23 protein-coding genes are annotated in these 24877 nt (G+C 70.6%); 7 read left to right on the top strand and 16 right to left on the bottom strand.

All coding sequences use genetic code 11. The features are described 5' to 3' along the window. Positions 1 to 15 precede the first annotated feature (15 nt). The 11 genes from ABZ272_RS00885 to ABZ272_RS00835 form a co-directional block, all read right to left on the bottom strand. Positions 16 to 1143: an LLM class flavin-dependent oxidoreductase gene (locus ABZ272_RS00885; RefSeq protein WP_355047795.1), complete on the bottom strand. Its 1128-nt coding sequence runs from the start codon at positions 1141 to 1143 to the stop codon at positions 16 to 18. A gap of 18 nt (positions 1144 to 1161) precedes the next feature. Then, entirely contained in the window at positions 1162 to 2229 is a 1068-nt protein-coding gene (locus ABZ272_RS00880) for an LLM class flavin-dependent oxidoreductase (protein ID WP_355047794.1), read from the bottom strand. 28 nt (positions 2230 to 2257) lie between these two features. Beyond that, on the bottom strand, positions 2258 to 2740 hold the full coding sequence (locus ABZ272_RS00875) for a GNAT family N-acetyltransferase (RefSeq protein ID WP_355047793.1): 483 nt from the start codon (positions 2738 to 2740) through the stop codon (positions 2258 to 2260). Beyond that, entirely contained in the window at positions 2737 to 4092 is a 1356-nt protein-coding gene (locus ABZ272_RS00870) for an NtaA/DmoA family FMN-dependent monooxygenase (protein WP_355047792.1), read from the bottom strand. Before ABZ272_RS00870 ends, ABZ272_RS00875 begins: the two co-directional genes overlap by 4 nt. A 15-nt stretch (positions 4093 to 4107) precedes the next feature. Then, positions 4108 to 5316, bottom strand: a complete 1209-nt coding sequence (locus tag ABZ272_RS00865; RefSeq protein WP_355047791.1) for an LLM class flavin-dependent oxidoreductase — start codon at positions 5314 to 5316, stop codon at positions 4108 to 4110. Beyond that, the gene (locus ABZ272_RS00860) at positions 5313 to 6950 is read right to left on the bottom strand and encodes an ABC transporter ATP-binding protein (protein ID WP_355047790.1); all 1638 of its coding nucleotides are present in this window, start codon (positions 6948 to 6950) and stop codon (positions 5313 to 5315) included. Before ABZ272_RS00860 ends, ABZ272_RS00865 begins: the two co-directional genes overlap by 4 nt. Further along, positions 6950 to 7840 carry an ABC transporter permease gene (locus ABZ272_RS00855; RefSeq protein ID WP_355047789.1) on the bottom strand — a complete coding sequence of 297 codons (891 nt, stop codon included), beginning with the start codon at positions 7838 to 7840 and terminating at the stop codon, positions 6950 to 6952. The genes ABZ272_RS00860 and ABZ272_RS00855 overlap by 1 nt, the downstream gene beginning before the upstream one ends. Positions 7841 to 7844: 4 nt before the next feature. Then, positions 7845 to 8780 carry an ABC transporter permease gene (locus tag ABZ272_RS00850; protein WP_355047788.1) on the bottom strand — a complete coding sequence of 312 codons (936 nt, stop codon included), beginning with the start codon at positions 8778 to 8780 and terminating at the stop codon, positions 7845 to 7847. A gap of 2 nt (positions 8781 to 8782) precedes the next feature. Then, positions 8783 to 10429, bottom strand: coding sequence for an ABC transporter substrate-binding protein (locus tag ABZ272_RS00845; protein ID WP_355047787.1), 1647 nt, complete (start codon positions 10427 to 10429; stop codon positions 8783 to 8785). A gap of 525 nt (positions 10430 to 10954) precedes the next feature. Further along, positions 10955 to 11488 (bottom strand): flavin reductase family protein, encoded by a 534-nt coding sequence (locus ABZ272_RS00840; protein ID WP_355047786.1) that lies wholly within the window; start codon positions 11486 to 11488, stop codon positions 10955 to 10957. Between the two features lie 33 nt (positions 11489 to 11521). Continuing rightward, on the bottom strand, positions 11522 to 12385 hold the full coding sequence (locus ABZ272_RS00835) for a DUF1684 domain-containing protein (RefSeq protein WP_355047785.1): 864 nt from the start codon (positions 12383 to 12385) through the stop codon (positions 11522 to 11524). Positions 12386 to 12644: 259 nt separating this feature from the next. Between ABZ272_RS00835 and ABZ272_RS00830 the strand changes: the two genes are divergently transcribed. Then, complete coding sequence (locus ABZ272_RS00830) at positions 12645 to 13679, top strand: LLM class flavin-dependent oxidoreductase (RefSeq protein ID WP_355047784.1); 1035 nt, start codon at positions 12645 to 12647, stop codon at positions 13677 to 13679. 31 nt (positions 13680 to 13710) lie between these two features. Here ABZ272_RS00830 and ABZ272_RS00825 read toward each other — a convergent pair whose 3' ends face one another. The 3 genes from ABZ272_RS00825 to ABZ272_RS00815 form a co-directional block, all read right to left on the bottom strand. After that, positions 13711 to 14208 carry a DUF4395 domain-containing protein gene (locus ABZ272_RS00825; RefSeq protein ID WP_355047783.1) on the bottom strand — a complete coding sequence of 166 codons (498 nt, stop codon included), beginning with the start codon at positions 14206 to 14208 and terminating at the stop codon, positions 13711 to 13713. A gap of 100 nt (positions 14209 to 14308) precedes the next feature. Beyond that, positions 14309 to 16474, bottom strand: a complete 2166-nt coding sequence (locus ABZ272_RS00820; RefSeq protein WP_355047782.1) for an FtsX-like permease family protein — start codon at positions 16472 to 16474, stop codon at positions 14309 to 14311. Then, positions 16471 to 17208, bottom strand: coding sequence for an ABC transporter ATP-binding protein (locus ABZ272_RS00815; protein ID WP_355048241.1), 738 nt, complete (start codon positions 17206 to 17208; stop codon positions 16471 to 16473). Before ABZ272_RS00815 ends, ABZ272_RS00820 begins: the two co-directional genes overlap by 4 nt. 520 nt (positions 17209 to 17728) lie before the next feature. On the opposite strand from ABZ272_RS00815, the gene zwf reads away from it, so the two are divergent. Continuing rightward, positions 17729 to 19222 (top strand): glucose-6-phosphate dehydrogenase, encoded by a 1494-nt coding sequence (zwf, locus tag ABZ272_RS00810; protein ID WP_355047781.1) that lies wholly within the window; start codon positions 17729 to 17731, stop codon positions 19220 to 19222. 160 nt (positions 19223 to 19382) lie between these two features. Here zwf and ABZ272_RS00805 read toward each other — a convergent pair whose 3' ends face one another. Further along, a complete protein-coding gene (locus tag ABZ272_RS00805; RefSeq protein WP_355047780.1) occupies positions 19383 to 20954 on the bottom strand; it encodes a nucleotidyl transferase AbiEii/AbiGii toxin family protein in 1572 nt (523 codons plus the stop codon). Positions 20955 to 21054: 100 nt separating this feature from the next. Between ABZ272_RS00805 and ABZ272_RS00800 the strand changes: the two genes are divergently transcribed. Both ABZ272_RS00800 and ABZ272_RS00795 read left to right on the top strand, forming a co-directional pair. Beyond that, complete coding sequence (locus ABZ272_RS00800) at positions 21055 to 21510, top strand: hypothetical protein (protein WP_355047779.1); 456 nt, start codon at positions 21055 to 21057, stop codon at positions 21508 to 21510. 209 nt (positions 21511 to 21719) lie between these two features. Further along, on the top strand, positions 21720 to 22112 hold the full coding sequence (locus ABZ272_RS00795; RefSeq protein ID WP_355047778.1) for a hypothetical protein: 393 nt from the start codon (positions 21720 to 21722) through the stop codon (positions 22110 to 22112). Here ABZ272_RS00795 and ABZ272_RS00790 read toward each other — a convergent pair. Further along, on the bottom strand, positions 22109 to 22504 hold the full coding sequence (locus ABZ272_RS00790; protein ID WP_355047777.1) for a nuclear transport factor 2 family protein: 396 nt from the start codon (positions 22502 to 22504) through the stop codon (positions 22109 to 22111). The two genes, ABZ272_RS00795 and ABZ272_RS00790, sit on opposite strands and share 4 nt — an antisense overlap. 486 nt (positions 22505 to 22990) lie before the next feature. Between ABZ272_RS00790 and ABZ272_RS00785 the strand changes: the two genes are divergently transcribed. The 3 genes from ABZ272_RS00785 (at position 22991) to ABZ272_RS00775 (ending at position 24865) form a co-directional block, all read left to right on the top strand. Then, positions 22991 to 23245 carry a hypothetical protein gene (locus ABZ272_RS00785; RefSeq protein ID WP_355047776.1) on the top strand — a complete coding sequence of 85 codons (255 nt, stop codon included), beginning with the start codon at positions 22991 to 22993 and terminating at the stop codon, positions 23243 to 23245. 135 nt (positions 23246 to 23380) lie between these two features. After that, positions 23381 to 24229, top strand: coding sequence for an alpha/beta hydrolase (locus tag ABZ272_RS00780; protein ID WP_355047775.1), 849 nt, complete (start codon positions 23381 to 23383; stop codon positions 24227 to 24229). Positions 24230 to 24334: 105 nt separating this feature from the next. Beyond that, positions 24335 to 24865 (top strand): VOC family protein, encoded by a 531-nt coding sequence (locus ABZ272_RS00775; RefSeq protein ID WP_355047774.1) that lies wholly within the window; start codon positions 24335 to 24337, stop codon positions 24863 to 24865. Positions 24866 to 24877: the final 12 nt, after the last annotated feature.

Raw genomic sequence — 24877 nt, 5'->3', positions numbered from 1 at the left:
CCGGCGCAGGCGTCGTCAGTTCCCCCATTCCTTGGCGAGCAGTTCGTACGAGCCGACCCGATCGCCGTGCGCGTGGGTGATCGTGGTGATCAGCAGTTCGTCGGCGGCCGTGACGTCCCGCAGGACGCGCAACCGCTCGACGACCGTCCCGGGCGACCCGACGAACTGGGTGTCCACCCGGTCGGCGACGAGCTCACGGTCCTCGTCGGTCCACGGCAACGCGGCGGCCTGCTCCGGACGCGGAAACGGGATCGCCCCGTCACCGCTGCGGATGCTGCGCACCCAGGGCCCGTACGGCGCGGCGAGCCGACGTGCCGTCTCGTCGGTCTCGGCGACGACGACGTCGGCGGAGACCACCACGTACGGCTGGGCCAGCACCGCCGAGGGCCGGAACGCGGCCCGGTAGGCGGTCACGGCATCGAGCACCGAGGAGGGGCTGACGTGGTAGTTCGCGGCGAAGGGCAGACCGAGCGCGCCGGCGAGTTGTGCGCTCTCGCCGCCGCTGCTACCCAACAGCCACACCGAGAGGTCGGCGCCCTCCCCCGGTACGGCGTGCGCGTCCAGGCCGTTCTCGTCGGTGTAGTCGCCGCGCAGCAGGGCCAGGACGTCGGCCACCTGGTCGGCGAAGTCCGGCGGCTGCGCGCCCGGCTGGTGCAGCAGCGTGTTGGCCAGCGCGAAGCGCGGTGAGGCGAGCACGCTGGCGTAGGAGAACGGCGGCGGGATCAGCAGTCCGTCGACGACCCGGGCCTCGACGGGCGGAACGTCGCTGGGAGCGGTGAGCGCCCGGGCCGCCTCGACGCGCCGCTGCCCGGAACGGCCGAGCCCGAGGTCGATCCGCCGGGGGTACAGCGCGGCCAGGGTACCGAACTCCTCGACCACCGACAGGGCGGTCCGGTGCCCGACCTGGACGGCGCCGGAGCCGACGCGGAGCACGCTGGTTGCCGCGGCGACCTGCCCGATCAGCACAGCCGGCGCCGAGCTGGCGACGCCCACCGCGAGGTGGTGCTCGGCGAGCCAGTAACGGTGGTAGCCGGACTGCTCGACCCGCCGGGCGAGGTCGACGGTGTTGCGCAGGGCGTCGGCGACGGTGCCGCCGGCGGGCACCGGCGACAGGTCGAGGACGGACAGTGGCGTCGATGGCATGGTGGGTTCCCTTTTCTCTCAGGCCGCTGGCGTGGCGGCCAGCGCCGGTGCGAAGGGGCGACTGGGGATCTCTCGCCGCAGCACCGGCGCCACCTCGGCCTGGAACAGCTCCAGGCTCTCTCGGTGCTGCTTGTCGGTCAGCCCGTCGTGATCGGCCTGGAGGTGCATGACCTCGTGGCCGAACTCCTCGTGGTAGCGCAGTACCTTGTCGACGATCTGCTGCGGGCTGCCGACCAGGATGGAGCTGCGTTCGATGGCGTCCTCGATGGTGGGAAAGACCGTCGGCAGGCCGAGACGCTGGAACGCGACGACCCGGGCGTCGAAGATCGGCCGGTACCGCTCGATGGCCTCCTGCGAGGTACGCGTCACGTAGAAGCCGGCCGAACCGGCGCCGACCAGGGCGTCGGCCGGGTCGTGGCCGTAGTGGGCCCAGCGGTCCCGGTAGTGGCGGATGAGCTCGGCGTACGGCTCGATGGGGTTGGTGACGTTCGCGGAGAAGAGCGGGTCGCCGTAGCGGGCGGCCAGGTCGACCGACTCCCGGCTGGTGGCGCTGCCGTGCCAGACACGGATGGGCTGTTGCAGCGGGCGTGGCCAGGTCTCGGCGTCGGTCAGCGACGGCCGGTACGTCCCCGCCCAGGTCACCCGGTCCTCTCGCCAGAGCCGACGGAACAGCTCGTAGCCCTCCCGGTTCCGGTCCCACTGGTCCTCGGCCGTGACGTGGAACAGTTGGGCCTGCGCGGCGCCGTTGCCCTTGCCGATGATCAGTTCGAGTCGGCCGGCGGAGAGGTGGTCCAGGGTGGCGTAGTCCTCGTACGCGCGGACCGGGTCGAGCAGGCTGAGCGTGGTCACGGCGGTGAAGAGCCGAATGGTCGACGTACGGGCCGCGATGTGGCTCAGCACCACCGGAGGCGACGAGGAGATGAACGGCCGCTCGTGCCGCTCGCCGACGCCGTACCCGTCGAAGCCGAGTTCCTCGGCGAGGACAGCCGTGTCGACCACCTCCCGGAACCGCTCGCTGGTGCTGCGGCGCTGACCGGTGACCGGGTCGAGCAGGTGGGTGATCAGGGTGATCAGCAGGAACTTCATGCGGGGACCGTCACTTCCGGCGCGGGGGTCATGGGCGGCGTACCGCCAGGGCGAAGCAGCGCGAGTAGGGCAGCGTGTCGTACGGGGCGAAGACCGGGATCGGCCGGTAACCCGCCTGCTCGTACCGGCGGATCGCGTCGGGCTGGCGGTCGCCGGTCTGGAGCACGATGCGTACCGCGCCGAGCGTGCCGGCGGCCACCCGGGCCGCGTCGAGCAGGCTCCCGGCGATGCCACGACCCCGGTGCGCGGGCGGTACGTACATCCGCTTGAGCTCCAGGTCGGGACCGTGCCACCGCAGGGCGGCGTGCCCGACCGGAGTGGCGTCGGCCGTATACGCCACGCCTGTCCACGCCACCGAGCCCGGGGCGAGCACCTGGACCGTGGGCAGGTGGATCGGGTCGGCGGGGCGGTCGGCGTACCGGTGGCGCAGTTCGGTGGTCATTCCTGCCCGCAGGGCCGTGGCGTCCGGGTCGTCCCAGCGGCGACGGCAGACCGTGACGGGCGTGGTCACGCCGCACCGCCGCGGCCTGCCGGTCGGGCGGGGCCGAGACCGAGGTGGTCGCGCAGGGTGGTGCCGGTGTACTCGGTGCGGAAGACGCCGCGTTCCTGCAACAGCGGGACGACCTGGTCGACGAACTGGTCCAGACCGCCCGGGGTCAGGTGTGGCACCAGGATGAACCCGTCGGCGGCGTCGGACTGGACGAAGTGGTTCATCCGGTCGGCGACCTGCCGGGGGGTGCCGACGAACGACTGCCGGCCGGTCACCTCGATGATCAGATCGCGGATCCCGAGGCCCTTCTCCTCGGCCAGGGCACGCCACCGGCGGGCGGTGCCGACCGGATCCGGGTACATGCCGGCCCGGCCACGGCTGATCGCGTCGGCGCTCACGTCCGGGTCCTCGGCCGGCAGCGGGCCGTCCGGGTCGTACCCGGAAAGGTCCCGGTTCCACAACTGTTCCAGCAGCAGGATCGCGGTCTGTGGGCTGACCTGCTGCCGGCGGATGTGGTGGGCGCGTTCCTGGGCCTCGGCGTCGGTGTCGCCGAGCACGAAGGTGACCCCGGGGATGATCTTCAGGTCGTCGGGGTGGCGGCCGTGCCGGGCGAGCCGCGACTTGACGTCCCGGTAGAACTCCTGGCCGTCCTCCAGGGTGCCGTGCCGGGAGAAGATCGCGTCGGCGCTGGACGCGGCGAACTCCCGTCCGTCCGGCGAGTCGCCGGCCTGGAGGATCACCGGGTGCACCTGCGGGCTGCGCGGCACGGTGAAGTGCCCGGCGATGTCGAACTGGTCGCCGTGGTGGGCGAACGCGCCGGGGTCCGCGTCCCTCACGTACCGTCCGCCGTCGCGGTCTCCCACGATCGCCTCGGCCGGCCAGGAGTCCCACAGCTCGCGGGCCGTCCGGACGAACTCGGCGGCCCGCTCGTAGCGCAGGGAGCGGTCGAGGTAACCGCCCCGGCGGAAGTTCTCCCCGGTGAACGCGTCGGACGTGGTCACGACGTTCCAGGCGGCGCGGCCGCCGGAGAGGTGGTCGAGGCTGGCCAGCTGGCGGGCCAGCTCGTACGGCTCACGAAAGGTGGTGTTCAGGGTGCCGGCCAGCCCGAGGTGGCTGGTGACGCTCGCGAGGGCGGCCAGCAGGGTCAACGTGTCCGGACGGCCCACCACGTCCAGGTCGTGGATACGACCGCGCTGCTCGCGCAGGCGCAGCCCCTCGGCGAGGAAGAAGAAGTCGAACTTGCCGCGCTCGGCCGTGCGGGCCAGGTGGACGAACGAGGCGAAGTCGATCTGACTACCGGAGTCGGGGTCGCTCCACACCGTCGTGTTGTTCACGCCGGGAAAGTGCGCGGCCAGGATGATCTGCTTGGGCATGGCGGTCTCCAGGGATCAGGCGGTCGCCGCGACGGCGTACCGGCTGGCCGGTCGGGGCAGGCCGAGCAGGTCACGCAGCGTCCCGCCGGGATATCCGACCCGGAACAGACCCCGGCCCCGCAGCGCGGGCACCAGCGCACGGGTGATCAGGGTCAGGTCGTGGGGAAGCACGGCGGGTCGCAAACGGAAGCCGTCCACACCCGAGCGCTGCCAGGTGACGATCAGGTCCGCCAGATCGGCCGCGGTTCCGGTGAAGGCGGCCGCGTCCGAGCGGAACTCCTGGCCGTGCAACTCGTCGAGACGGGCGCCGCGCCGGCGGGCGAGCGTCGGCGACTCGTCGAGCAGGACACCCAGATCGGCGAACACACGCAGCGGAGGTTCGGTCCGGCCGACGACGGCCTCGGTCGCCCGGACCTCGGCGACGATCGCGGCGGCGTGCGCGGCGTCGGTCGGAGTGACGAAGACGACGTCGGCGTGCCGGGCCGCGAAGGCGTACGGCACCGACGAGTGGGCCAACGCGGCCACCACCGGCTGGCCCTGCGGGGAGCGGGGCACGATGGAGGGGCCCTTGACCGAGAACCATCGACCCACGAAATCGATGTAGTGCAGCCGTTCCCGGTCGACGAAGCGTCCACTGGCGACGTCCCGGATCTCGGCGTCGTCCTGCCAGCTGTCCCACAGCCGGCGGACCACCTCCACGGCGTCGCCGGCCTCGGCGATGAGGTCACCGACGAGTCGGACGACCTCCGGGTCGTCGAGCCGGGCCGGATCCAGCGCGGGAACCTCCCGACGGCCGAAGTGACCGGCCTCGGCGCGCCGGGCGGAGACCCGGGGTCGCCAGCCGGCCCGGCCGCCGCTGAGGTGGTCGAGCGTGGCCACACCGGTGGCGAGGTGGAACGGTTCGGTGTGGGTGGTGCTGGTGGTCGGCACCAGCCCGATGTGCCGGGTCAGCGGGGCCAACCGGGCAGCGATCTGTACCGCGTCGAGGCGTCCGCGGAGCTGGTCGACCCGGCCGTCGGGGCCGTCGGGTCGCGTGGACTGGAGGTCGAGGCTGTCCTCGAAGGTGAGCAGGTCCAGGGCGGCGCGTTCGGCCTCCCCGGCGAGGGCGGCCCAGTAGCGGGCGGTCAGCGGCGCCGACGCGCCGGCGCGGGAGAGACGCCAGGCGGCCGGGTGCCAGCCGAGGCCGTCGAGGGCGACTGCCAGGTGCACGGTCTTCTCGGTCATGGTCGTTCCTCCTGCGGTCGGCCGGCGGCGACGAGCGTGGGCAGCGCGTCGAGCAGGGATCGGGTGTAGTCGTGTCGGGGGTAGGTGAAGACGTCGCCGACCGGTCCCTGCTCGACCACCGTGCCGTCGTGCATCACCAGCACCCGGTCGCTCAGGTGGTGCACCACGCCCAGGTCGTGGGAGATGAACAGCAGCGCGGTGCCGTCGGCGGCGCGTAGCTCGGCCAACAGGTCGAGGACCTGCGCCTGGACGGAGACGTCGAGGGCGGAGACCGGCTCGTCGCAGATGATCAGGCTCGGCCTCGGGGCGATCGCGCGGGCGATGGCGACCCGCTGCCGTTGCCCGCCGGAGAGCCGTCGGGGGTGCCGGTCCAGCAGATCCGGCCCGAGACCGACCCGGCGGAGCAGGTCGACGACGTGGTCGCGCCGGTCGCGCCGGTCCACGTCGGGGTCGAGGTTCTCCCCGACCACCTTGCCCACGGTGTAGCGGGGGTCGAAGGAACTCAGCGGGTCCTGCGAGATCAGTTGCAGCCGGCGACGCGTCGGGCGGCGAGCCCGTTCCCGGACGGCGGACCACGGCGCCCCCTCGAAGGTGACGGTGCCGGCGTCCGGGTCGAGCAGACCGGCGACGATCCGCGCGACCGTGCTCTTGCCGGAGCCCGACTCCCCCACCAGCCCGAGCGTCTCGCCCCGTGCCACCGAGAAGGAGACGTCGCGGACGACCGTGTGCTCGCCGTACCTCTTGGTCAGCCCGCGCGCCTCGAGCACCCGGTCGTCGCGGCGAACCTCGCCGCAGGCGGGCAGGGCCGCCCGGGCACCCACGGTCGTCGCGGCGAGCCGGCGGCCCCGCGACGACGCCGACGGCACGGCGGCCAGCAACTGCCGGGTGTACGGGTGTTCCGGTGCCCGCAGCAGCCGGTCGGTGGGCCCGTGCTCGACGATGCGACCGTCGCGCATGACCAGCACCCGGTCGGCGACCTGGGCGACCACCGCCAGGTCGTGGCTGATCAGCAGCAGGCTCACCCCGGCGGCCCGCCGCTCGGCGAGCAGCCGCAGGATCTGGGCCTGCACGGTGACGTCCAGCGCGGTGGTCGGCTCGTCGGCGATGAGCAGTGCCGGTTCCCCGGCGATCGCCGAGGCGATCAGCGCCCGCTGTCGCAGCCCGCCGGAGAGCTGGTGCGGATACTGCCGGGCCCGCCGCTGCGGCTCCGGCAGGTGGACCAGGTCGAGCAGGTGGGCGACGCGACCGGCACGTTCCCGTCGGCCGACGATGCCGTGGGTGGTGAGCACCTCGCCCACCTCGGCGCCCACCGTGCGCAGCGGGTCGAGCGAGACCAACGCGTCCTGGAGGACCAGCCCGGCGAGGCGACCCCGGACCCGCCGCCAGTCCCGTGGGCGGTGCGTCCGCACGTCCTCGCCGGCCAGGTCGAGCCGGGCGGCGCGGACCCGCGCGCCCGGGCCGGCAAGACCGACCAGGGTACGGGCGGTGACGCTCTTGCCGGAGCCGGACTCCCCGACGACAGCCACGCACTCGCCACGCTCGACGGTGAAGCTGATCCCCCGCACCGCGGCCACCTGGCCCGTCGGGGTGTCGAAGTCGACGCGCAGGTCCTCGACCGTGACCAGCGGCGCCATCAGCGTCGCCGCCCGTCGAAGCGGGCCTGCCAGTGCCGGCCGACGACGGTCAGCGAGACCACCGTGGCGGTGACGGCCAGGCCGGGGACGATGCTGATCCACCAGGCCACGTGGAGGTAGTTGCGCCCCTCGGAGAGCATCGCGCCCCACTCCGGCGACGGCGGCTGGGGGCCCATACCGAGGAAACTGAGCCCGGCGGCGGCCAGGACCGCCTCACCGAGCCCGATCACGGCCAGCACCGGCAGTGGGCCGACCACGTTGGGCAGCACGTGTCGCAGTACCAGCCGAGGCCGGGACTGCCCGAAGGTGACGGCCTGTTCGACGAAGCCGGAGCGGCGCACGAGAAGCGTCTGACCACGGACCACTCGGGCGTGGTGTGGCAGGGTGGCGATGCCGATGGCGACGATCAGGCTGACGGTGCCGGGGCCGGCGATGGCGATGAACAGCAGCGCCAGCAGCAGCATGGGGAACGCCGACAGCGCGTCGAACGTACGGCTCAGCGCCTCGTCGGCGATCCGGTGCGTGAGCCCGGCGAGCAGGCCGAGCAGCACCCCACCGGTCACCGCGATGGCGGTGGCGGCCACACCGATGGTGAGCGAGTGACCGGCGCCGTGCACCACCCGGGTCAGGACGTCGCGGCCGAGGTGATCGGTCCCGAACCAGTGCCCGACGCCGGGCGGACTCAGCACGGCAAGCGGATCGGCCGCCAGCGGGTCGGCGGGGGCCAGCGCCGCCGGCCAGGCCGCGGCGACGACCAGCAGGACGAGGTACGCCCCGGCGGCGAGCAGACCGGGGCCCGGCCGTGCGCGTCGGCGTACGGCCGGTTCGGTCGGGTCGACGAGGATCCGGGCGGGCGCTTCGCTGAGCGGGATGCCCAGGGTGACGGTCATCGGGTCAGCTCCTTCGCAGACGCGGGTCGACCAGCAGGTACGCCAGGTCGGCGGTGGTGTTGACCACGACGTAGCCGGCGGCGGAGAGGGTGACCACGGCCAGCACCACCGGCATGTCCCGGGTGGTGACCGCGGAGAGCGTGACCTGGCCGAGACCGGGCCGGCCGAAGACCTGTTCGACGATGACGGTGCCGCCGATCACGATGCCGAAGACCCAGCCGGCCAGGCTGACGGCCGGCAGGACGGCGTGCCGCAACGCGTGGCGTACCAGGACCGTTCGTTCCCGTACGCCTCGGGAGCGGGCGGTGAGCACGAACGGCTCGTCGAGGGCCTTGTCGATGCCGTCGCGGAGCACCTGGGCCAGCAGCCCGGCGATGGGCAGCGCGAGGGTGACGGCGGGCAGCACCAACGCGGCGATGCCCTGGTCACCCGACACCGGAAAGAGGCCGAATCGGAACGACAGCACGCTGAGCAGCAGGAGCCCGATCAGGAACGACGGGGTGGAGACCAGCAGCAGTTCGGTGCCGGAGCTGAGTCGGCGCAGCCACGGTCGCCGGTTTCCGGCGGTGGCCACCGCGATGAGCAGGGCGAGCAGTACCCCGAGCCCGGCGGCGGCGACCGCGAGCCTGAGGGTGGGGGCGAGCTGTTCCCCGATCACCTCGGTGACGGGTCGTTGCAGGAGGTACGAGCGACCCAGGTCGCCGCCGCCCAACCGCCCGAGGTAGTCGAGGTACTGCACGATGGCCGGCCGGTCCAGGCCCCACTCGCTGATGATCTCGGCGCGGATCTGCGGGGTGTCCGCGCCGTCGCCGACGATGTTGTCCACGGTCTCGCCGGGAGCGGCGAGCAGCGCCAGGTAGGCCGCGGTGGCCGCGACCCAGAGGACGACCAGGCCGGCCCCGAGCCGGCGAACCACGGCACGCACGGGTTGGCGACTCATCGTCACTTGCCGATCCACAGGTCGTACGCGCTGGCGGGCACCCCGGCGGTGGGTTCGAAGCGCACCCCGCCGACGCCGGTGCTGGCGGCGATCTGGTCGGCCGGCGCGTACAGCGGCAGTAGCAGGGCCTGCTCGACGACGACCCGTTGCTGCAGGTCGGCGTAGATGGCGGCCCGCTTCGTCGGGTCCACGGTGGCCTGACCGTCCTCCAGGAGCTGGTCGATCCGGGGATCGTTGACCTGGGTGCGGTTGATGCCGCCCTTCGAGTGCAGCAGCAGGTTCAGTGCCGCCCCCGCGTCGGTGTCGGCCCGCGAGTTGTCGAAGACCTCGTACTCGTTGCGCTGAATGGCGTCGGTGGCGGTGCCCTGGTCGACGAGCGACACCTTCAGGTCGATGCCGGCGCTCTGCTTGACGGCCGCCTGCACGGCCTGCGCGAGCACGTCGCGCCGGTCGCGGACGAAGGGCGCGGACTGCACGAGCCGTACGGTGAGTCGCCTGCCGGCCTTCACCCGATAGCCGTCGGCGTCCCGCGCCGTCCAGCCGGCCTGGTCGAGCAGGCTGTTCGCCTTGGCGGCGTCGCCGCTGTACCCGCTGCCGTCGAGGCGCTTGTCGTACAGCGGGCTGGACGGGCTGATCACGCTCCAGGCGCGAGTGGCGGTGTCCCGGTAGACCGACCGCAGGACGGTGTCCACGTCGACCGCCTCGCGGAACGCCTGGCGGACCCGCAGGTCGTCGAAGGGCGGGTGCGAGGTGTTGAGGTAGTACGAGTAGGCCGAGCCGGAGTTGAGTTCCCGGCTCAGGCGCAGCGCCCGGTTACCGGTGACCAGCGGCTGATCCGTGGCGGGCACGCCCTCGATGACCTGCACCTGGCTCGACGAGAGGGCGCCCACACGCACCGCCGACTCCTTCAGGAAGCGGTAGGTGACCTCGTCGAGGTAGGCGGGGCCGGTGTGGGCTGCGGTGGGCGGCGCCCAGTCGTAGCCGGGATTGCGCCGGTAGTGCAGCTCCTGACCGGCGACGTAGCGGTCCAGCACGAACGGTCCGGTGCCGACCACGTCGACGCCGCCGGCCTTGAGGTTCTTGGCCTCGCGCAGCGACTTCGGGGAGATCTGGGCGCCCTGCGGGGAGGCGAGGAAGTCGAGGATGAGCACGTCGGGCCGGGTGAGGGTGAGCCGTACGGTGCGCGGGTCGACGACCTCGACGGCCTTGAGGTTGCGCAGTTGTACGGCGGCGACGGCGGGGGCGTACCCGGGTTCGCGGAGTTTGTCGATGTTCGCCTTCACCGCTGCCGCGTCCAGCGGCGTGCCGTCGGAGAAGGTGACGCCGTCGCGCAGTGTCAGGGTGTACGACAACCCGTCCGGAGCGACCTGCCAGCCGGTGGCCAGCCACGGCGTCAGCTTGCCCTGCTTGTCGTAGGTGAGCAGAGACTCGAAGGTGTTCCAGACCAGCAGGCGGGCCTTGGCCTGGGCGTACTGGTGCGGATTGAGGGTGATCGGCTCGGTCTCCACGGCCCAGGTGAGGCTTCCACCGGAGCGGGGCTGGCCGGCGGCTTCGGCGGCCGGCGTGGCGGCGGTGGAGCAGCCGGCGACGACGGCGAGCAGCGGTGCGAGCGCGGCGGCGGCGAGGGTTCGCAGACGGTTGGCGGGCATGGCGAGATCTCCTGTCCAGACAGGCGGTACGGGGTACACCGACACCCGGCCCGGCGCGGTGGGCGCGGGTCGCTCAGGTGTCGGTGCTGATGGCTCGGCGGTCGGCTCGGCAGTGAGCCCCACCTCGGCGGGCCGGTGTGGCGGGCCGGTTGAGCGGGGTGCCGGTCAGGCCAGACAGGAACTCGACCACACCCGACCGAAGTCGATGTGGCCGCGGATCGTCAGCCGCAGCTCGCTGGACATGAGCCGAGTCCACTCGCCGCGCGGGACGGTGTCAACACATCGGTCGATGGATGTCGGCTATCGCACGTGGGGACGCCGATTCGTTGACGCAATACCTACTAAGGCTATAGGATTTAGAGGAAATCCGTCCGGCGGATCGGCCTGGACCCGCAACGGGCCAAGACCGGTCCGCCGGACAAGAGTTACCACTCGGGCCCGTGTCAGCCCGACTCCGGTCGAGGGCCAGACAGGTGACCACGCTGATGCTTCCGACAAATCGTCGGAAGCATCAGCTCGATGCGGTCAGGCGGCGGCGCGACGGGCCGTGCCGTCCGGAGCGTCCGCGAGGCCCGCGTAGCGACCCCGGTAGTAGAGCAACGGAGAGCCGACGTCGGTCTGCCGGAGCAGTTCCGGCTCGGCCAGCACGACCACGTGATCGCCGACGACCACCCGGTCGACGACCCGGCACACCAGCCAGGCCAGGGTGCCGTCGAGGATCGGCAGCCCGTTCGGCCCGGGCCGCCAGCGGGTCGGGGCGGCGAAGCGGTCGATGCCACTTGTGGCAAAGGTCTGGGCCAGCTCCTGCTGGCCATGGGCGAGCAGGTGCACCGCCACGTGCCGTGCCTGCGCCAGCGTCGGCCACGTGGACGAGCCGAGGTTCAGGCAGAACGAGACGATCGGCGGCGTCAGCGACACCGACGTGAACGATGTCGCGGTGAAACCCACCGGCGGCGCACCGGGGGCGGTGACCACCGTGACGCTGCTCGCCTGGTGGCGCAGCAACCTGCGCAGCGCGTCGACGTCGGCGTCGGTCGGGTCGTCGGTGGACGAGGGCATGGCGTTCCTCCCGAGGGGTGAGGGCACGGAGCGCTAGGAACGGGCGGCGGGGTCGGCCGTCAGCCGCTCGAACGGAATCTTCTCGCCGGCCTCGATGGCGACCGGCAGCCGGTTCTCCGTCGGCGGCAGCGGGCAGGTCGCGAAGTCGGTGTACGCGCACGGCAGGTTGACGGCCCGGTTGAAGTCCAGGATCACCCGGCCCCGCTCGTCCGGCGCCCCGACAGTCAGCGACCGGTTGGCCCCGTAGGTGGTGATGCCGGAGGTGGTGTCGGTGAACAGCACCGAGAGGCTGCCAGGCGTTCCACCGTTGAACGCGGTCAGGCTCAGGGGCAGCCCGTCGACGCTGAACTCGATCCGACCGGGCGCGTCGTAGACATGCTGGAGCCCTTCCACGGCAGCGCCCACCGTGGTCGGTCGGGGACGGTCGAACGGCACGAACCGTCCCTGGAACACCCACCGCTCGGCGGGCGGGTAGGTGGCGGTGCCCCGGTAGCTCGTCCGCAGCGGGTGGTCGGGCCGGCGGGGTCGGAGGATATCGTGCCCACCCCGCCGGGCCACCTCGAGGACGCCGCCGTCGATGCCCACGGTGCTGCCAGCCCGCTCGGCGATCGGCCCGAACTCATGCCGCTCCCGGACCCGACGGCCGTCGACGACGATCTCCTCGTCGTCAGCGATGGTCACCACCGGCCCCTCCGTTCCGGTGTGCCACGTTCCGGGCACACCGGGGAACCGCTGTGGCTCCCCGGTGAGCCAGTGCAGTCCGGCCACGGCGAGGAAGCCATGGCGGTCCGCCCGCGCCTCCTCGTGCCGGCGGTGCCACTCCTGCCAGTCCTCGTCGAACGCGCGGCTGGATGGTGCGGCGTCGACGGGTGCGGACGGTGCGAGATCACTGGTCATGACAGATCCCTCTCGTTTGACGTACGGCCGCTCGGAAACGGGTGCGAGGGTGCCGGACGCGAGCCGGCGGGACGACAACCGGCGGGCAGAGATCGCCTGCTCAGGCCGGAAGGACGGCCGGGTGACACAGCTGCGCGGCGACCCGCATCAGGTCGACGACCCGGCGGGAGGTGAACAGCCGAACAAGCAGCATGGGTCGATTTTCCTACCAATCAAGTAGGATTTCAAGTCTTTGGTTGAGCATCCTTGGAGGCGAACGGTGAGTGGAACACCTGTGTCGAAGCGGTCGGCACCACTGCGAAAGCTCGGCTTCCTGACCATCGGCCTGTTCGACGAGGCCGACCCTCGCACCGGCCACGAGGCGACACTCCAGCTCGTCGAGCTGGGCGAGCAACTCGGCTTCGACAGCACCTGGGTACGCCACCGCCACCTCCAGTACGGCATCTCCTCACCGATCGCCGTCCTGGCGGCGGCCTCACAGCGGACTCGGCACATCGAGCTCGGCACTGCGGTCATCCCGCTCGGCTGGGAGAATCCACTGCGGCTGGCTGAGGATCTGGCCACGGTCGACATCCTCTCCGACGGCCGCCTCAACCCCGGCGTGAGCGTCGGCCCACCCGTGCACTACGACCGGGTCCGCCGATCGCTCTACCCGGACACCGCCGAGGCGGAGGATTTCAGCTACACGCGGGTACGACGGCTGCTCGACCTCGTTCGCGGTGAGCCGGCCAGCGACATCGAGGGCTTCGAGGGTTTCGAGCAGTTCTCCCGCCGGGTGCAACCGCACTCCCCCGGGCTGGCTGCCCGGATGTGGTACGGCGCCGGCAGCCTCAGTTCCGCTCGCTGGGCCGGCGAGAACGGCATGAACCTGCTCACCAGCAGTGTGGTCAAGGCCGAGGAGTCCACCGACTTCGCCGAGATCCAGCTCTCGCACATCCGGACGTTCCGCGCCCACCACCAGGACGGGGAACGGGCGCGTGTCTCGCAAGGGCTCGTCGTCATCCCCACCGACACCGCCACCCCGACCCAACGTGCCCGCTACGAGGAGTACGCCCACCAACGCACGCCCCGAACGGCGTCACCCCAGGGTCCGGCCCGGATGATGTTCGCCCCCGACCTCGTCGGCCCGTCGGAGCTGATCGCCGAACGGCTGCTCGACAACGTCGCGTTCCGCGAGGTCGACGAGGTTGCGTTCGCCCTGCCCTTCACCTTCACGCCGGGCGAGTACGCACAGATCCTCACCGACATGGCGACCCGCCTCGGCCCCGCGCTCGGGTGGCGCCCCAACCGCTGACGTGGTGTGGGGTTGCTGGCGGGCCGCTCTCTCATCCGTTCGCCGGCACGCGGCTCCAGATGTCGTCGCACTCGGCGCAGACGGTCTCGGGGATCCACCCGATCCGCATGAGCCCCGCGAAGACCGCACAGCCCACGCAGAAGGCGAAGACGGATTCGAGTGTCGCCGCCACGATCACCACGCCGAGGACGAGGTACGCCGCGAGGTGCTGCCCGAACCCGAGCGCCAGCACAGCGGCGGTCAGGGCCAGCACAGCGCCGATCCCCTGGGCGAACCGCTTGGGCGGCCCGGCGACGAGCTTGGCCCGCACCGGTAGCCGCGGCGTGATCACCCGCGTGACGAGCAGACCGAGCGGGCTGAGTTTGGGGCCGGTGAGCACCCGCGCGACGAACCCGTACGCGATCAGCGCGCTGATCCAGGGCTGGTCCAGCACGATCGTCACCGTGGACAGGATGACCACCCCACCGGCGACGAGTCGGGCGGATACCTCGTTCACCGGGTTGGGGAAACCGAACAGCGCGCTGGCCATGGCGGGATACTACCGACTATTCCTATAGATTGAGTAGCCTAAGCTTGCTGGAGCCGGCCCGACCGGCTGCGGTGGACGACCCACCCGGTCGTCTTGCGCGTCACTCCTTGGCACCCGCGGCGCGGACCGGTGGGGTCCGGAGCAACCGCCGAACCGGCAGGATCGTGGTTACCAGGGCCAGCGCGGTCGCGCCGCCCAGCACCGCGGCCCAGCCCAGCGGTGGGACGTACGGGATCAGCGTGCCGGTGAGCGCGTGGACGACCGCGACGAGCGTCATCCCTGCGATCGCCGCCCCGAGCGTCAGCGCCGTCCCGAGCAGGCCCACCTGTTCGGCGTGGACCATCCGCCGTACCTGCCGCCGGGTCACTCCGGCCAGGCGAAGCACCGCGAGTTCCCGGCTGCGGGCCAGCGCGGCCATGACCATGGTGTTGCCGGCGGCCAGGGCCGAGTAGCCGACCAGCACGGTGATGAGCAGCTTGTTGAGCCAGGCCGAGATGGCCAGGTCGCGGTTCAACTGCCCGGTCACGGTGCCGGTGTCGGTCACCGTCCCGAACGCGGCCAGCCGTTGGTCGACGTCGCCGGTGGTACGCACGAGCATCTCGTCGTAGACACCGCGTTCCTGTGGCAGCAGCACGTCGCCGAAGCCGAGCCCACGGTCGTAGGTCGCCACCACGCGGGGATGGACCGCTGTGCCGTCGGCCAGCCAGATCTCGGCCGTCTCGCCGACCTTCCAGCCGGAGGACGAGGCCTGCAGAGTCGAGGCGGCGATCGTCCCGTCGGTCAGGCCGGCCAGGCTGCCCTCGCGCACCTTCACGTCGATCGTCGACGTGAGCCCGCTCGGGTCGACCGCCCGGGCGACGACCGGCTCAGCGACATCGAGGACCCGGACCACCACCGACGTGTTCCGGACGCCGGTCGCCGCCTCGACCCCGGGGATCTGGCGTACCTTGGCCACCTCCGTCGACGAGATGCCCTGAGGCGTGGTCAGCACCCGGTCGGCCAGCATGCCGTCGCGGCTCTGCGTGACGGTCTGCCGCTGCAGGTTGTCCTGCAGGAACCAGATCGAACCGCCGAAGCCGATCGCCAGCACGAGCGCGCTCAGCACGACCGACATCCCGCGTGCGTTGACCCGCAGGTTGGCCGCCGCCAGTTCCCCCGGCGCCCGCCACACCGCTCGCAGCACCGGCGATATGAGCCGGGCGGCGAACCCGTTGATCCAGGGCGCGAGCAGCGCGACCGCGAGCACGAGAAGGTAGAGCATGCCGGCCGCCGTGGCCAGCGCGGCCGTGCCGGACAGCCCGGCTGCGAAGAACAGTGAGGCCACGCCGCCGGCCATCGTGACCAGGCCGGAGACGAGCCGGATCCGGCCGCCACGAGTTGGTTCGACCGCGGCCTCACCGAGCGCCTCGGCCGGGCGGATGCGGGCGATGCGCCGCGACGCGATCCAGGCCCCGGAGGCCGCCACCAGGACGGTCAACGCGACGGCGGCCGAAGCGGCGAGTCCGGCGTTGACGATCGGGAAGTCCACGGGCAGGAAGCCCCGGGTGACCAGCTGGTGGTGCACCCATCGGGTGGACCAGAGACCGGCGGGAACACCGAGCACGGCGGACGCCAGAGCCACGACGACCCCCTCGGCCACGACCAGCAGGCGCGCCTGGCGTGGGGTGGCGGCTACCGCCCGCAGCAGTGCCAGGTCCCGGCGACGATGCCGGACCGACAGGCCGATCGTGCCGGCCGCCACCACGACGATCAGCAGGACCACGTAGCCGCCGAACGCCGACCCGGCCTCGAGCAGGAACGAGCGAGCCTCGATCGAGTCCGACTGCTCGGCCCAGCCGCGGTCCATCCCAGTGTACGACTCGACACCGGCCTGCCGGGCGATCCGGTCGATCGCCCCGTACGCGTCCGTCGGGGCCTGTACCTCGACAGCCGACGCGACGCCACCCTCGGCTCCCACCAACCGGACATCGGTGACGCCGGGGACCGCGCGGATCTCATCGGCCAACCCGACCGGGACGGTGCCCTCGGGCAGCGGCACCCGGGTGGTGGTCGTGTCGCCGAACTCCTTGGTGGTCACGGTCAGCTCCCGATGGGCGACCACCACGTCGGCAGCCGCGAACTGCTCCGGCGCGGGCCGGAACACCAGGGCTGACTGTATGAAGACCGCCAGGGTCATCAGGATCATGACGCCACCGGCCAGGGCCACCAGGGTGGCGATGGCGGAGGCGGGGCGCTGCCGGAGCAGACGCAACGCGAGACCGGTCATCGGGCGGCTCCCGTCATGCGCGCCGTGGCCAGCACCTCGGCGATCTTCTCAGCGCCCAGGGGCGGCAGGTCCCGGACGATGCGACCGTCGGCCAACACGAGCACGCGGTCGGCGTAGGCGGCGGCGACCGGATCGTGGGTCACCATCACCACAGTCTGGCCAAAGTCGTCGACCGCCGAGCGCAGCAGGGCCAGAACGTCGGCGGCCGACTCGGTGTCGAGGGCCCCGGTCGGCTCGTCGGCGAAGATCACGTCGGGCCGGACCGACAGTGCCCGGGCGATCGCGACCCGCTGCTGCTGGCCGCCGGAGAGCTGCGACGGCCGGCGCGACCGACGATCCGCCAGCCCGACGCGTTCGATGACCTCCGCCAACCATCGCGGATCGGGCCGCCTGCCCGAGAGCTTCGAGGGCAACTGGATGTTCTCATCGACGGTGAGCGCGCCCACCAGGTTGAAGGCCTGGAAGACGAAACCGATGCGATCCCGCCGCAGTTCGGTCAACTTGGTCTCGGAGAGCGTGGACAGCTCGGTGTCACCGATCCAGACGTGGCCCGACGTCGGCCGGTCGAGGCCGGCGGCCGTCTGCAACAGCGTGCTCTTGCCGGAGCCGGACGGACCCATGACCGCCGTGAACGTGCCGCGGGCGAAGCTCGCGTCAACGCCGGCGAGCGCCACGACCGGCTCCCCGTCGGTGGCGTAGGTCCGGCTGACTCCTTCGACCCGGACCGCGACCATGTCGATCATCACTAGGCCTCTCGGTGTGCGCTTTTCGCTGACACCCGAACGCTAGGTCGCCCGGCGGCCAAGATCGCTGAAGCCAGCGGGCGTCTTTCCGGTAGAGCAGGCTGTACCTCCAGCGGCGTCCGGCCCGAGCAGTGCAGCCACCCGGGGGCAGGGCAACGGCCGCGAGGTGGGGAATGCCGCGGTGAGCGCCCGCAGCGGGGGCGAGGTCGGGAGTTGCCCGTCCGATCCAGCGCACCCTTCGCCCTCGCCTCCCGTGGAACCTTTTCCGGCCCGGCCGCGCCGGCATCAGCAGCCTCACCGCCCAGCTCCGCGCGCCGATCCGGCTCAGCGGCCGGGGCATCCGATCGTCACCGGGTCGCCGACCCCCCGGCCGGCGTGCGACGCTCAAGCTCCGCAACCAACGGGCCACGCCGGGGGGCCGCCGACACTTACCGCCACAGCCACACGATCCCTGGCATGACAGCACTGCACCCCCAACCCCACACCCCTTGTGCCCGGAGGAACGCAGACCATGGACCACGCATCCCCGCTCATCCAGGAGCGGAGTGCCCCGCCTGCCACGCTGGTGATCTTCGGTGCCTCCGGTGACCTGACCCGGCGCAAGCTGCTACCCGCGGTAGAGAGCCTGGCCCGGCACGAGCGGCTCCCGGACCAGTTCGCGCTCGTCGGTGTCGCGCGCACGTCGATGACCGACGAGCAGTTCGCCGAGAGCGCACTCGGCGAACACGCCGTCGCCAGCAAACGCCAACTCCAGGGCGGCGTGCGGTACGTGGCCGGCGGCTACGACGACCCGGATACCTACAAGCGACTCGTGGAGACCCTCGACGAGCTCGACGCACAGCGGGGCACGTCCGGCAACCGGCTCTTCTACCTGTCCACCCCGGCCGGGGCCTTCGAGCCGGTGATCAACGGACTGGCCCGAGTCGGGCTCAACCAGCCACGCGAAGGCTCATTCTCCCGCCTGGTCATCGAGAAGCCGTACGGACGGGACCTGGTCACGGCCCGCGAACTCGATGGCGTCGTACACAGCGCGTTCGACGAGCACCAGGTCTTTCGTATCGATCACTACCTGGGCAAGGACACCGTCCAGAACGTCCTGGCGCTGCGCTTCGCGAACTCGATCTTCCAGCCCATCTGGGATCGCTCCTGGGTCGACCACGTGCAGATCACCGTCGCCGAGACCCTCGGCGTCGGCAGCCGCGGCGGCTTCTACGAGGACGCCGGCGCGATGCGGGACATCGTGCAGAACCACGTGCTCCAGGTCCTCGCGCTGGCCCTGATGGAGCCGCCGGCCTCATTCGAGGCTGAGGGCCTGCGCAACGAGAAGGTGAAGCTGCTGCAGGCGATCCGCCTCCCCACCGACCGGGACATCGCCGACGCCGCGGTCCGGGGTCAGTACACTCGGGGCGGCACCCGCGAGGAGCTGATGGCCGGCTACCGCGAGGAGGCCGGCGTCGATCCCCTGTCGCGCACCGAGACCTACGCCGCCATGCGGCTCAACGTGGACAACTGGCGCTGGGCCGGGGTGCCGTTCTACGTACGCACCGGCAAGCGCCTGCCGGCCCGGCTCACCGAGGTGGCACTGCAGTTCCAACGGCCGCCGCACCTGCCGATCCCGACCGATCAGCTCACCGGCCTCGACGCTGACGCGCTGATCCTGCGGATCCAGCCGAACGAGGGCATCTCGTTGCGCTTCGGCGCCAAAGTGCCGGGCCACTCCTTCCGGGTCCGCACCGCCACCATGGAGTTCTCGTACGACCAGACGTTCGTCGAGGAGTCTCCGGAGGCGTACGAGCGGCTACTCCTGGACGCGCTGATCGGTGACGCGTCGCTGTTCATCCGCAGCGACGAGGTGCAGCAGTGCTGGAGGATCGTCGACCCGATCATCGACAACTGGGCAAAGAACGAGTCGCCGATACCCACCTACGAGGCCGCCTCCTGGGGCCCGACCGACGCCGACCGCCTCATCGGCCGAAATGGTCGCAAGTGGCGCAACTCCGCGTGACCCTGCCACGAGAGGATGGACGGATCCGTACCGACACACCCCGTACTCCGTCGGAGACCCGTTCGTCCTCGGCACGACGCGAAGTACCGGCCTGGGCATCGACCCGTCCGCCGCCAGCCGGCTGGTGTCGGACATGCTGACCGACTTCCGGGCACGGTTGTCAGGTCCAGGCGTGATCGAGGGCCAGCGCCAGCCGCCGGGTCCACTGATCGGCGGTGCCCGTGATACCGGGACACTCGTCGGTGAAGTTGGTCCAGTCGACCTGCCAGGACAAGGCGGTTTCGGCAGTGAAGTCGTCCGCCTCGGCGCCGAGTTCGGGGCGCATGAGCTGGCGGACGAGGGCTCGGTCGACGGTGGTGTGTTCGGCGAGCAGGACCGCGTCGTAGAGATCCTTGCCTTGCGGGTACCTGTCGGTGGCCAGCCACAACAGCTTCCACGCCAGCGCCAGCGAGGCGGGCGCGGCCAGTACCGGCTGATCGATGTCAGGCAGTGTCAGCGCCTCCGGTGGGAGGGGAAGCTCTTCGCCGAAGACGACGTCGACCTGTACGTGGCCGTCCGGCGCCCCCGGTGTGCGGAACGGGATCACGAGGCGGCGGCCGTCAGCTCGTTCGTACGTCCAGATGGCGGCCTCGGTTGTCCGGTCTGGTCGCAGGCCGGCGCCGGGCACGGTTCGCACGGCGGTCTTGATGTCATCGAGCAGCGTACGAGCGTCGGTGCTGTCGCTGGCGATGGTGTGCGGAGTGACGACGAAGTCGAGGTCGCCCGGCTCGCGGGCGGCGTCGCCGACCCAGGTCGCCATGGTGACGCTGCCCCGCAGGACCAGGTGCGGAGCCCAGGTTGTGGTGGCGATGGCCGCCAGGACGTGATTCATGGCGGCACGCCGGGCGGTCATCCACAGCTGGCCGGTGGCCTCCACGACGAAGTCGGGCTCCCCGGCGTGGTAGGCGTTCGGGTACTGCCGGAGAGCCGGGTCGAACGCCGCCTTCTGACGCACGGCCGGGCTGACGGGTAGCGGCCGGTAGGTCGGGGGGTAGTCCGGCGTGCCAGCCGGCGCGGACCTCATCCGGTTCTCACGCTCCCGCGCCCAACCGCTCGCCCTCGGCGTGGGCGAATCCAGCCAACCGTGGTCGTGGTGCAGGTCGCTGTCGGAGACGACGTACTCCTGCTCCACGGCCATCGGCTCGTGGCCGGCGGCCCGGAGGGTCGCGACGAGCTCGTCCAGCCGCTGCCCCGCCGTGGCGAGCCCGACACCGTGACACCGTTGGTTGACGAACCGTTCCTGCGCGCCGTCCACCAGCTCCCGGCGAGCGTTACGGGACAACCGCGCCCCGTGCGGGGTGACCAGGTCGGTGAGAGCCATCAGATCCGCCACCGTCGTACTGGGAAGCAGCAGTTTGACGTGGTGCTCGAAGTACCGGTCAGCGGGTTCGACTGCCGCCTGCTCATCCGACTGCGGTACGCCGACGCACCACGGCGCCGCCTCGATCTTCGAACGGCACGGGTGGATCCCTGCCTCGCGCAGTTCGCGTCGCCAGTGCCGCACCGCGGCAACCTGATCGGTCAGGGCGCCTCGGCCGGTCAGGGTGAGCATCGGTTGAGAGACGTTGGCGCCACGATCGAGGACGATATGGATGAACTTCAGGCCGTGTTTGTCGGCGAACGCCGACAGCTTCTCGGCGTGGTGAGCGAACGCCGTGATGTGGATCTCGAAGTCCCCCGACACCGCAAGCACCGGCGGAGTCTATGGCACGGCCAGCAGGCCGGAAAACGCGTTTCCCGCGCGGCGTGGGTGGGGCGTCGAGAGCTTTTCGTATCCCCTACCGTCCGTACCTATGACCCACCCGTACCAGATGCCCCAACCGCCGAAGCGGCGGACGTTGCGAACCGTGTTGATCGTCGTTGGCGTGGTCGTCGTGCTGTGCTGCGGTGGCGCCGGCATCGGCGGCTTCTTCCTCTACAAGGGAGTCAAGGGGGCGACGGATCCGGCGCGGCAGACCGCCGAATCGTTCGTCAGCGACCTGGAGGCGGACGACGCGGACGCGGCGTACGGACTGTTGTGCGGCGACACGCGCGTCAGGTACACGAGAGAGGCCTTCGTCCAGGGCGTCGCCAAGCAGCCGAAGATCCGCGGCCACATGGTCAACGGCGTGAATGTGTCGAGCGTCAACGGCCGTACGTCCGCGACGGTGAGCATGGCCCTGACCCTGGACAGCGGCTTCACCGACCGGCATCTGTTCGCGTTGGTGAAGGAGGATGGCGCCTGGAAGGTGTGCGGCCAGCCGTACTGAGCCCGCGCGGACGTAGGTTCCGCGGCGAAAACCCGTTGTCGCACACCGTGGGGTCGCCGAGCATGGGCGACGTGAGTCGAAGTCTGCGTACAGATCCCCGGGCGCGCCAGGCGCTCCGTCGCGCTCCGGGGTTGGACCGGATCCGGATCCACGTACACGCAGCGCGACCGGGATACGCGCATCCGGCCAGCGGCCGTGACGTTCGTGAGGTGCTGGAGGTCGTCGGGCCCGCCGCCTGGTACGGACTACGCGTCATCGAGTTGCGGCAGACCGAGGACTTCGACCGCCGATCGGTCCTCTACGGCAAGACCAGAGCACCGGGCGAGATCCTTCTCTACGAACAACCGGCACGCGAAGCGGTTCGGCTGCGGGACTTCATGCGATTTGACGTACTGCTGCACGAGCTTGGCCATCATCTGCTTCAACACCGTGCTCGGAAGGTGGGCAACGTCCAGCGACGGTCGGACCACGAGCGATTCGCGGACACCTTCGCTGCCCAGTGCAAGCCCACTGTCCAGGCTGCACTGAACGCCTCACGAGAGCAGCTCTACCTGCCTGGCTCCACCACCAGGTTGACCAACGTCCCTAGGCAGTACACCTAGCCGGTGGTCGCCTCGCGCTGGATCTGGTGGAATTGGGCGGCCATCGCGGCGGCCAGGGCCTGCGCGGCGGACAGTGGACGAACCATGACCGTGAACTCGTCGATCAGGCCGGTCGCGTCCAGATGCAGGAAGTCACAGCCCTCGACGGCAACGTCGCCCATCCGCGCCTCGAACACCAGCGCGTGATCCCGACCGCCCTCGCCACTCAACTCACGGACGTACCGGAAGTCCTCGAACACCCGCAACACACCCCGCAGGATTGCGGCAGTGATTGCCTTGCCCTGATACGGCTTGAACGCGACCGGGCTGCGGAACACGACGTTGTCGGCCAGCGCCGCCTCAATGGCGTCGAGATCGCCCGCTTCGACCGCCGCACGAAAGTCGATCACCACACCAGCGTACGGGCTCTGCCACTGTCGCTCTGCTCGGCGCTCCGACCGTCGACGTGCCGTCCCGTTCGCGATGCCCGCAGGCCCTGGGCCGGACCCAGAATTACAGGATCGCGTTGACGATCTCCCGCCGCGGGTGCTCGTCCTCCGACCGTCCGCGTTCGGCTTCGCCAACAGCGGCTCGATCAGCGCCCACCGGGCATCGGGCAGATTTGAGGGGTAGCCACGACGCGCGGCCGCCGCGCCACCTGCCGGCCCGGATCGCCGATGTTACCCGGCTACGACGTCCACAAGGACCCTTCTCAAACGCGCTCTCACGGGACCTCACCAGTTACGCGCCCGGAACCTACCTGGTCGCGGTAGCTTGACCTCAGGCACGCCAGGACTGGTCGATCATGGCCGATATGGCAGATCGTGGCGGCGACAGCTCGGCGCCGTCCGGAAACAACCCGGGGAGGAGCTATCGAGAAGTGGTTCACAACAGGCTGCGTGAGCGGCTTCGGTCAGCGGCCCGCGCTCGCTGAGGCACAGCGAGATCAGCCCATCGCGCCGGCCCGCAGGGTCAAGCCGATCGAGGACATGGCCGCGCCTTTCGATGGCCGCACGATCACCTTGCCGCTGGACCTGAACGATGCGGCGGCAACCAAGGCAGCGGGCGCAGCGGCGGTCGAGACCTTCGGTGGATTTGACGTGGCAGTCGGCGCCGACGACGCCCTGCTTCGCTCGGCCCGATCACAAACTTGATCGCTGAACGAAGGCCGACTGCCTTCCGCAGCGTAATCCACGCCTGGCGAACACACGATCGCCATCGATCTCGGCCAGCCCTGAGCGCTGGCCGCGAGCCCTGTCTGAACGTCGATCTCTGACTGGAGGGCGCTCATGATCGCAACCTTGAAGGGGTTCAGCCAGCAACTGGTGTCGGTGAATGGCATCAAGATCAACGCTGTCACCGGAGGCTCAGGTCCGCCGATCCTTTTGCTTCACGGATGGCCGGAGACCTGGTGGGGATGGCACAGTGCGATGCCGCTGCTGGCCGAGCATTTCAGCGTGGTGGCCATCGATCTGCGCGGCGCGGGTTTTTCCGACTGCCCGCTCGACGGCTACGACAAGGCGACGATGGCACGCGACGCGCACGAAGTCATGGTTGCCCTTGGGCACGAACACTACGCCGTGTGCGGACATGACATCGGCGGAATGGTCGCCCTGCCGCAGGCCACCAGCTATCGGGAGGCCGTTACCCACCTAGCCGTCCTCGACGTTCCGCTCCCCGGTTGGACCGAATGGGAGGCGTCGACCGCGAAGCTCTGGCACTTCAGCTTCCACATGAACCGGGACCTACCCGAGCGCCTGATCCACGGCCGTGAGTACGAGTACATTTCGACCTTCATGGCTGAGCGGTTCTACGATCACAACACCTTCGATCCGGCGGACATCGACATCTACGCGAAGGCGATGGCGCTTCCCGGTCGCACCCGCGGCGGCATGGAGTGGTATCGGACCCTCCCCGTCGACCATACGGCCGCACTCGAGTACAAGAAGCAACCGCTCGAGATACCCGTGCTGGGTCTCGGCGGGGATCAGCGCTTCGGTGGGCAGATGGTGCCGATGCTCAAAGAGTTCGCCAGCAATGTGACGGGCGGCCCGATCGCGCGGTCCAGCCACTATCTCGCGGAGGAACGGCCGGATGAGGTCGCGACCGCTCTGATCGAGTTCCTCACGGCCACGTGAAATTCTGCGACCGCGCCATCGCGGGCTGGGCGGATCGCGACACTGCCGGCAGGTTGCGCCCACACCCATCCCGGTCGATCGGTTGAACAAGAAAGGGAAACGGTCATGACCCCACCCGTCATTCGCGGCGTCAATCATATCGGCATCACGGTGCCCGACATCGAAGCCGCGAAAACGTTCTTCGTGGAAGCTTTCGGTGCCCAGGTGATCTACCAGTCCTTCGGACCGGAGGATCCGCCCCGACAGGGACCCGAATTCGAGCGGGCCGTTGGCGCTCACCCCGGAACGGCCGTGCGCGCGCAGGCGATGGTCAAGATCGGAACCGGACCCGATTTCGAGCTCTTCGAGATGCACGGCCCCGAACAGGCCCAGCCGGTCCGACCGAGCGACTTCGGCATCACGCACTTCGGCCTCTACACCGACGACATCGACGCATCGGTCGAGCGACTCAGAAGGGCCGGAGGCACCCCCCTCACGGAGCCTCGCGCAATTCCCTATACAACCGAACAAGGGCCTGGAAACAAAGTCTGCTACTGCCGCACGCCCTGGGGCACGACGATGGAATTCATCACCACGCCCGACCGCATGCCCTATCACGACCAGACGGATCTGCGCAGATGGCAGGACGAGGACTGAGCGATGTCCCGT

The organism is Micromonospora sp. NPDC005979 (assembly GCF_040614415.1).
GTDB lineage: Bacteria > Actinomycetota > Actinomycetes > Mycobacteriales > Micromonosporaceae > Micromonospora.
This window is presented reverse-complemented; position numbering and strand designations above follow the sequence as displayed.

Excerpts from the sequence above, each read along its gene's own strand:
- ABZ272_RS00855 (WP_355047789.1), bottom strand. The coding sequence starts at position 7,840 with ATGACCGTCACCCTGGGCATCCCGCTCAGCGAAGCGCCCGCCCGGATC.
- zwf (WP_355047781.1), top strand. The coding sequence starts at position 17,729 with ATGGACCACGCATCCCCGCTCATCCAGGAGCGGAGTGCCCCGCCTGCC.
- ABZ272_RS00885 (WP_355047795.1), bottom strand. The coding sequence starts at position 1,143 with ATGCCATCGACGCCACTGTCCGTCCTCGACCTGTCGCCGGTGCCCGCC.
- ABZ272_RS00865 (WP_355047791.1), bottom strand. The coding sequence starts at position 5,316 with ATGACCGAGAAGACCGTGCACCTGGCAGTCGCCCTCGACGGCCTCGGC.
- ABZ272_RS00775 (WP_355047774.1), top strand. The coding sequence starts at position 24,335 with ATGACCCCACCCGTCATTCGCGGCGTCAATCATATCGGCATCACGGTG.
- ABZ272_RS00880 (WP_355047794.1), bottom strand. The coding sequence starts at position 2,229 with ATGAAGTTCCTGCTGATCACCCTGATCACCCACCTGCTCGACCCGGTC.
- ABZ272_RS00800 (WP_355047779.1), top strand. The coding sequence starts at position 21,055 with ATGACCCACCCGTACCAGATGCCCCAACCGCCGAAGCGGCGGACGTTG.
- ABZ272_RS00850 (WP_355047788.1), bottom strand. The coding sequence starts at position 8,780 with ATGAGTCGCCAACCCGTGCGTGCCGTGGTTCGCCGGCTCGGGGCCGGC.
- ABZ272_RS00845 (WP_355047787.1), bottom strand. The coding sequence starts at position 10,429 with ATGCCCGCCAACCGTCTGCGAACCCTCGCCGCCGCCGCGCTCGCACCG.
- ABZ272_RS00815 (WP_355048241.1), bottom strand. The coding sequence starts at position 17,208 with ATGGTCGCGGTCCGGGTCGAAGGAGTCAGCCGGACCTACGCCACCGAC.
- ABZ272_RS00780 (WP_355047775.1), top strand. The coding sequence starts at position 23,381 with ATGATCGCAACCTTGAAGGGGTTCAGCCAGCAACTGGTGTCGGTGAAT.
- ABZ272_RS00860 (WP_355047790.1), bottom strand. The coding sequence starts at position 6,950 with ATGGCGCCGCTGGTCACGGTCGAGGACCTGCGCGTCGACTTCGACACC.
- ABZ272_RS00840 (WP_355047786.1), bottom strand. The coding sequence starts at position 11,488 with ATGCCCTCGTCCACCGACGACCCGACCGACGCCGACGTCGACGCGCTG.
- ABZ272_RS00820 (WP_355047782.1), bottom strand. The coding sequence starts at position 16,474 with ATGACCGGTCTCGCGTTGCGTCTGCTCCGGCAGCGCCCCGCCTCCGCC.
- ABZ272_RS00825 (WP_355047783.1), bottom strand. The coding sequence starts at position 14,208 with ATGGCCAGCGCGCTGTTCGGTTTCCCCAACCCGGTGAACGAGGTATCC.
- ABZ272_RS00835 (WP_355047785.1), bottom strand. The coding sequence starts at position 12,385 with ATGACCAGTGATCTCGCACCGTCCGCACCCGTCGACGCCGCACCATCC.
- ABZ272_RS00870 (WP_355047792.1), bottom strand. The coding sequence starts at position 4,092 with ATGCCCAAGCAGATCATCCTGGCCGCGCACTTTCCCGGCGTGAACAAC.